Source organism: Actinomycetota bacterium (genome assembly GCA_040754375.1).
Lineage (GTDB): Bacteria > Actinomycetota > Acidimicrobiia > Acidimicrobiales > AC-14 > JBFMCT01.
In genome coordinates this window covers 39,155-45,692 of record JBFMCT010000028.1, presented here as the reverse complement: position 1 = coordinate 45,692, position 6,538 = coordinate 39,155, and the positions used below count along the sequence as shown (strand labels likewise).

Below are 6,538 nucleotides of genomic sequence, written 5' to 3'. Positions count from 1 at the left end.
AAGCACGGCCAAGGGCACCGGCGCGGCTGGGCCGGGTCGGGCTGGGCGTGCCGGCAAGGCCACGGGAGCGGGCTCGCGAGCGAGGGCCAGCGCGACCGGCGACACAGGGGGACGGAGGGGCCCGGTCATCACCGCCGGGCGGCCTACGTGGTCGAGCGCGCCGGCCGCCGTCCGGCTAGCCGCGGCGGCCACGCCGGCGCCGTCGGGCCCCCGGGGGGCAAGCTCGCAGCCGGCCAGCACCGCGGCCTCGTCTACCCGCAAGATCGGGACCGATGGTACGAAGTTGGCCTCTACCGTCCGTTCTGGTTTCAGCCGGCCCACCCCGCCGGCCCGCCGTCCTTCTCCCGCGTCCTCGGGGGCGACGCCCACGTCTGGCCCGCGCCGGCCGCCGCCATCCACGGGTGGGCCCGGGGTGCAGGCCCCCGGGCGCCGGGCACCGGGCCAGAGCGGGCCCCGGCCGCCGGTCGCACCCCGTGGTGCTCCCGCCCGTCCGGCCCCCCCGGCCTCCCGTCCAGCGCCCCCTCGCCCCGCACCCTCGCCAGCGCGGTCCGGGGCCGACCGTCCTGAGCCTTCCCCCGAAAGGCCCCCGATCGCCCTCGGTCCTGACCACGGGCCATCCCGAACCTCGTCGGCGTCCGGCGTGCCCCGGCGCCAGACTCCCCGGCCCGTCAGCCGGCCCGCCCGCCCGCAACCGCCGGCGGTGGAAGAGCTGTCGGCGGCCGACCGGGTATTCGGTGTAGAGCCGGATATCGAGCCTCCCCAGGCCAGGTCAGCCCGGCCGCCCGAGCCCGAGCCCGAGCCCGAGTTCGAGCCCGAGCGCGCGCCGCGGGCGGCGGCCGAGCCCGACGCCGCGCCCAAGGTGGGCGGGGGGCGCCGCTTCGGGCTGATCGCCGACCGGTTGGCGGGCGGGCGCGGGGCCCGTTCGCAGGCCGCGGACGTCGAGGCACCGGGCGGCCCGCCCCCCCGGTGGGACGAGCCCCCTGACGACGACTGGGACGACCGTCCGCCGGTACACGTAGAGCCGCCCTTTGGCCCGGTGGACGTGTCCGATGACCGACCGGCGACCGAAGGGGACGCCTTCGTCATCCGGCCCCGCATATCGGCCCGTCAGGCGTCAGAACTGGCCGATGGTGCCGACCGTCCCGCCCGGTTCCGGCCGCTGTTCGGGTCGGGCCCGTCATTGCCGCCCGTGTCCCCGGCCGGTCCGTAGTTGGCCGGTACCCTCGGCCCCCGACGTCGCCCGACCGGACAGGTGGCGCGGACCTCCGGAGAGCGGCTCCGGCGGGCGCGGCTGGCGTCGGGGGGCACCGCGCCACTGGTGCCGGGCCCCACTGCCTAGCGGGCGGGGGACGGCCCTGGCCCACCTTCTCGTCACCAACGACTTCCCCCCCAAGGTGGGCGGGATCCAGTCCTATCTGTGGGAGCTGTGGCGCCGGCTCCCCGCGGGCCGGGCCGCGGTCCTCACCACGCCTTACGCCGGGGACGCCGAGTTCGACCGGGGCCAGCCCTTCGCAGTGGAACGGTCCCGCACGCCCGTACTGCTCCCGGTGCCCGAGTTGCTGCGAACGGTCCGGCGGGCGGCCCGAGAGGCCGGGGCCGACTTCGTCGTCCTCGACCCCGCCCTGCCCCTGGGCTTGATCGGCCCCCGGCTCGGGCTGCCGTACGCGGTCGTGGTCCACGGGGCCGAGATCTCGGTCCCGGGGCGCCTGCCGGGGGGGCGGGCCGCATTGGCACACGTCCTGCGGGGGGCGAGCCTGGTGATCGCCGCCGGTGAGTTCGTCCTGGCCGAGGCGGTGAGGGCGGCCGGCCGTGACCTCCCGGCGGTGGTCGTGCCGCCCGGGGTCGACGTCGAGCGGTTCCGGCCCCTAGGCACTGCCGAGCGGGCCGAGGCCCGGCACGCCTTCGGACTGCCGCCGTCAGGCCCGCTGGTCGTGGCCGTCACCCGCCTGGTGCCCCGCAAGGGCATCGACGTCCTGGTGGCGGCCGCCTCCCTGCTGGCCCCCTCGTTACCCGACCTTACGGTGGCCGTGGGCGGGGGCGGGCGGGACCGCGACCGCCTCCACCGGTTGGTGGCCTCAACGAACGCCCCCGTGCGCCTCCTGGGCCGGGTGAGCGACGCCGACCTGCCTCGCCTGGTCGGTTGTGGCGACGTGTTCGCCATGCCCTGCCGGAACCGCTGGGCGGGACTGGAGCAGGAGGGCTTCGGCATCGTGTTCGTCGAGGCGGCCGCCTGCGGCGTCCCTCAGGTGGCGGGGGCCAGCGGAGGAGCGGGCGAGGCCGTGGCCCACGGCGTGACGGGGTACGTGGTGCGCCAGCCGAGCGACCCCGTGGGGGTGGCCGGCGCCCTGGACGCGCTGGTGGCGTCGGAGAGCCTACGGGCGACGATGGCGCAGGCCTCACGTCGCCGGGCCGTCGAGCAGTTCTCCTATGACCGGCTGGCCACCCGCCTCGACGACGCCCTGCAGGCCGTCCGGTGACGGCCGCGGCCACGAAGGGGTGGGGCCTCATCAGGGCGTCGTGGACGGGAACGGCCGTCTTCTCGGCCACCTCGGCGACCGCCGCCCTGGCCCCGGCGGACGGGGTCGATGCCGTTGCGTTCGGGGTGGCGGTGGTGATGTTCGGCGCCGGTTGCGTAGCCTTCGCCCTGGCCTACAGCCGGGTGTTGAGCCGCAGCCGCACCGAGCTGATCGGCGTGGCCCAGGTATACCTCCTCACCGCCGGCGTGGCTCCCGGGCCGGTCCGTCGTCATCTCCTGGGTGCCCTGACCGTCCAGGTGGTGGTGGCCATCGCAGCCGCCGCCATGCGTCCTTACAGCAGCTTGGCCGCAGGCACGTTGGCGCCCATGTTCGGGCTGGGCCTGTGCGGGATGTGGGCCGCTCGCTACGGGACGTTCCCGCCCCGGGCTGGCCCGCCCCGCAGACCGGGGCCGCGCCAAAGCGGTCCATAGGCGGCCGCCCGGCCGGTGACGGGGTGAGCGGGCTGGCTTAGCGGGCCCAGTCGGGCGGGGGCGGGAACGCCACCGACCCCACGAGACCCTTGAGCTCGTCGGGGAGGGCATCGAGGGGCAACTCGTAGCCGCCCGCCGAGTTCGTGACCGAACGGATGAGGCTGTTGTCGTCGATGAGGATCTTCTCGCCGAAGAACTCCTCGAAGACCGACTTCTTGGCCCCGATCGAGAACTGGCCGGTGAACGGGGCGTGGACCTCGAAGCCGGCCGTGGTCAGGCGGGACTTGGCCAGGCCGATGGCCCTCAGGTCCTCGGACAGGGGTATCCCGCTCTCGGGGGTGTCGGTCGTGCGCTGGTCCTTGGGCAGGATCGTCACCACGGCCGAGAGCGTCGGGTCTTCAGGGTCTTCCTCGGGCACGGCCTCAGACTAGTTCCTGCACCAGCGTTAGCTGGTCGGCCGCCGGCCGTGGTCCCCGATCACCCACGCGGTACCGAGGAGGTGGGGGTGCTGGCTACCATCGACTACCAATGGTCGACGGCTACGCGGTCCGCAGCCCGTTCCCGCCGATCGCCGACTACGCGTTCCTGTCCGACTGCGAGGTCTTCGCCTTGGTGTCGCCCGCGGGCAACGTCGAGTGGCTGTGCCTGCCCCGGCCTGACAGCCCCAGTGTCTTCGGGGCGGTGCTCGACCGAGGGGCGGGATCGTTCCGGCTGGGGCCCACGGAGGTCACGGTGCCGGTGGCCCGGCGCTACGTGCCCGGCACCCTGGTGCTGGAGACGACCTGGCAGACGAGCACGGGGTGGCTGATCGTGCGCGACGCGCTGTGCATCGGCGAGTGGTACCACGTCGACCGGCGGTCGGAGACCCACCGGCGGTCGCCGGACGACACCGAGCCCCGCCGTTGCCTGCTGCGCACCGTCCGGTGTGTGAGCGGCTCGGTCGAGGTGCAATTGCGGTGCGGGCCGGTGTTCGACTACGGCCGGAGCGAAGGACGGTGGGAGTACACGGGGCCGGGATACGGCCAGGCCCGGGTGGCACCTGAGGGCGGCGACCCTTCGATGCGCCTCGACACGAACCTGCGCATCGGTTTCGAGGGCAGGGAGGCCCAGGCCCGGAGCCGGCTGGTCGAGGGGGACGAAGTGTTCGTCGCCCTGTCGTGGTCGGACATCGACCCGCCGTCCACGTGGGAGGAGGCCAACCAGTGGATGTGGGGGACGGGGGAGCGCTGGCGCCAATGGCTCAGCCATGGCGCCTTCCCCGACCACCCGTGGCGCGCCCACCTCCAGCGCAGCGCCCTGACCCTTAAGGGCCTCAGCTACCAGCCCACCGGCGCCCTGACGGCGGCGGCCACCACGTCGTTGCCCGAGACGCCCGGAGGCGAGCGCAACTGGGACTACCGCTACTCCTGGGTCCGCGACTCGGCCTTCGCCCTGTGGGGCCTGTACACCCTGGGGTTCGAGTCCGAGGCCGACGACTTCTTCGCTTTCGTGGCCGACGTGTGCGAGGGCGCCGAGCTCCAGGTGCTCTACGGCGTCGGCGGCGAGCGCGACCTCACCGAAGCAGAGCTTGACCACCTCACCGGCTACGAGGGGGCCCGGCCGGTGCGCACCGGCAACGGGGCGTACGACCAGGACCAGCACGACATCTGGGGCGCCTTCTTGGACTCGGTGTACCTGCACACCCGGTCGCGCGACCACCTGCCCGAGCGGGTGTGGCCCCTGGTCGAACGATATGTGGCCAAGGCCATCGCCCACTGGCCCGAGCGGGACCGGGGTATCTGGGAGGTACGGGGCGAGCCCAAGCACTTCACCTCGTCGAAGCTGATGTGCTGGGTGGCCTGTGACCGGGGGGCCCGGCTGGCCCGCCTCCACAGCGACCCCGAACTGGCGGCGGAGTGGGCCAAGGCAGCCGACGAGATCCACGCCGACATCTGTGCCCGGGGCCTGGACGAGCGTGGGGTCTTCACCCAGCACTACGAGACCACGGCCCTCGACGCCTCGTTGTTGCTGATGCCGCTGGTGAGGTTCCTGCCTCCCGACGACGCCCGCCTACGGGCCACGGTCCTGGCCATCGCCGACGAGCTGACCGACGACGGCCTCGTGCTTCGTTACCGTGTCGACCAGACCGACGACGGCCTGCGGGGCGAGGAGTACACGTTCACGATCTGCTCGTTCTGGCTCGTCTCGGCCCTCTCCGAGATCGGCGAGCACGCCCGGGCACGAGCGTTGTGCGAGCGCCTGCTGGGCTACGCCAGCGACCTGCAGCTCTACGCCGAGGAGCTCGACCCCCGCACGGGGCGCCACTGGGGCAACTTTCCGCAGGCCTTCACCCACCTGGCCCTCATCAATGCCGTGATGCACGTGATCTCCACCGACGAGCAGCGCGAGGCCCGCTTCACCCCGGCCCGCGTGGCGACCCACTGAGCTATGTACGATCGGGACGAGTGACCACGATCAGCGAAGGCTCGGTCCGCGAGCTGGCGGGGTTCACCGCCGGCGCGGCTCCCGTAACGTCCCTGTACCTCGATGTCGACGGCCGGCGGTTCGTCCGGTCCCAGGACCTCTTGCCCCACCTCGACGCCCTCGTCCGGGCGGCCAAGGCCAAGGCGGGCGACAACGGCCTGTCGCGTGCCGCCCAGCAGTCGGTCGAGGCCGACCTGGCCCGCATGGCCGAGCACGTCAGGGGTGGGCTGCGCCGGTCCCACACCCGGGGGCTGGCCCTGTTCTCGTGCACGGCCGAGGGCCTCTGGAAGGTGTTCGAGCTGCCCAACCCGGTCCGCAACCGGGTGGTGGTCAACCACACGCCCTACGTGCGGGAGCTGGAAGGGGCGTTGGCCCGGGGCCAGCGGTTCGCCGTGCTCCTGGCCGACCGCCAGCGGGCCCGCCTCTTCCTGTTCGAGCTGGGCGCCTTGGTCGAGAAGACGGAGATGGAAGACCCGCTGCCCCGCCACGACGACGACGGCGGCGAGCTGACCCGCGACCAGCTGGCCGGGCAGGCAGCGGCCGCCGCCCACCGCCATCTGCGCCGGGCCGCGGGAGTGGCCTTCTCCGTCTTCCGCAGCCAGGGGTTCGACCACATGGTGATCGGCGCGCCCGACGAGATCGCCAACGCCCTCGAGCGCGAGCTGCACCCCTACCTGCAAGAGCGGATCGCGGCCCGGCTGTCGATCGCCGTGGGCGCGTCCGACGAGGAGATCTGCGACGCTGCGTTGGCGGTGGAAGCCGATGTCGAGCGGGGCCGCGAAGCCGCCCTCGTGGCCCGCTTGCGCGACGCCGTGGGCCGCGGCCGGAGCGGGGCCGCGGGCATCGAGGGCGTGCTGGAGGCCGTCGTGGCCCGCCGGGTCGACACCCTGCTCGTATCGGACACCTTCGAGGCCCCGGGCTGGAGGTGCCGTTCGTGCTCGTTCCTGGCCGGCCGGGGCCCGAAGTGCCCGGTGTGCGAGTCCACCATGGACAAGGTCGAGGACGTGGTCGAGGAGGCAGTCGAGGACGCGCTGGCCCAGTCCTGCCGGGTCGTCGTCTGCACGGCCAATGCCGACCTCGACGTGCTGGGCGGCATCGGCGCCCTTCTCCGCTACTAGGCGGTTCGGG

The 6,538-nt window shown here is 73.8% G+C and carries 7 protein-coding genes; 5 read left to right on the top strand and 2 right to left on the bottom strand.

Annotated features, from left to right (window positions below):
- Positions 1-261: hypothetical protein (locus tag AB1673_12280; GenBank protein MEW6154752.1), on the bottom strand; the 261-nt coding region annotated here is incomplete at its 3' end.
- 439 nt (positions 262-700) lie between these two features.
- Here AB1673_12280 and AB1673_12275 point away from each other — a divergent pair.
- The 3 genes from AB1673_12275 (at position 701) to AB1673_12265 (ending at position 2,947) form a co-directional block, all read left to right on the top strand.
- Complete coding sequence (locus AB1673_12275; protein MEW6154751.1) at positions 701-1,210, top strand: hypothetical protein; 510 nt, start codon at positions 701-703, stop codon at positions 1,208-1,210.
- A gap of 184 nt (positions 1,211-1,394) precedes the next feature.
- The gene (locus tag AB1673_12270; GenBank protein MEW6154750.1) at positions 1,395-2,477 is read left to right on the top strand and encodes a glycosyltransferase family 4 protein; all 1,083 of its coding nucleotides are present in this window, start codon (positions 1,395-1,397) and stop codon (positions 2,475-2,477) included.
- Positions 2,474-2,947 (top strand): hypothetical protein, encoded by a 474-nt coding sequence (locus AB1673_12265; GenBank protein ID MEW6154749.1) that lies wholly within the window; start codon positions 2,474-2,476, stop codon positions 2,945-2,947. Before AB1673_12270 ends, AB1673_12265 begins: the two co-directional genes overlap by 4 nt.
- A 37-nt stretch (positions 2,948-2,984) precedes the next feature.
- Here AB1673_12265 and AB1673_12260 read toward each other — a convergent pair whose 3' ends face one another.
- Positions 2,985-3,365 (bottom strand): hypothetical protein, encoded by a 381-nt coding sequence (locus AB1673_12260; protein ID MEW6154748.1) that lies wholly within the window; start codon positions 3,363-3,365, stop codon positions 2,985-2,987.
- A 110-nt stretch (positions 3,366-3,475) separates the two neighbouring features.
- On the opposite strand from AB1673_12260, the gene AB1673_12255 reads away from it, so the two are divergent.
- Both AB1673_12255 and AB1673_12250 read left to right on the top strand, forming a co-directional pair.
- Positions 3,476-5,371 carry a glycoside hydrolase family 15 protein gene (locus AB1673_12255; protein MEW6154747.1) on the top strand — a complete coding sequence of 632 codons (1,896 nt, stop codon included), beginning with the start codon at positions 3,476-3,478 and terminating at the stop codon, positions 5,369-5,371.
- A gap of 20 nt (positions 5,372-5,391) precedes the next feature.
- Complete coding sequence (locus AB1673_12250) at positions 5,392-6,528, top strand: hypothetical protein (protein ID MEW6154746.1); 1,137 nt, start codon at positions 5,392-5,394, stop codon at positions 6,526-6,528.
- Positions 6,529-6,538 lie beyond the last annotated feature (10 nt).

Coding starts and splice junctions, on each gene's coding strand:
- AB1673_12255 (MEW6154747.1), top strand. CDS start 3,476: ATGGTCGACGGCTACGCGGTCCGCAGCCCGTTCCCGCCGATCGCCGAC.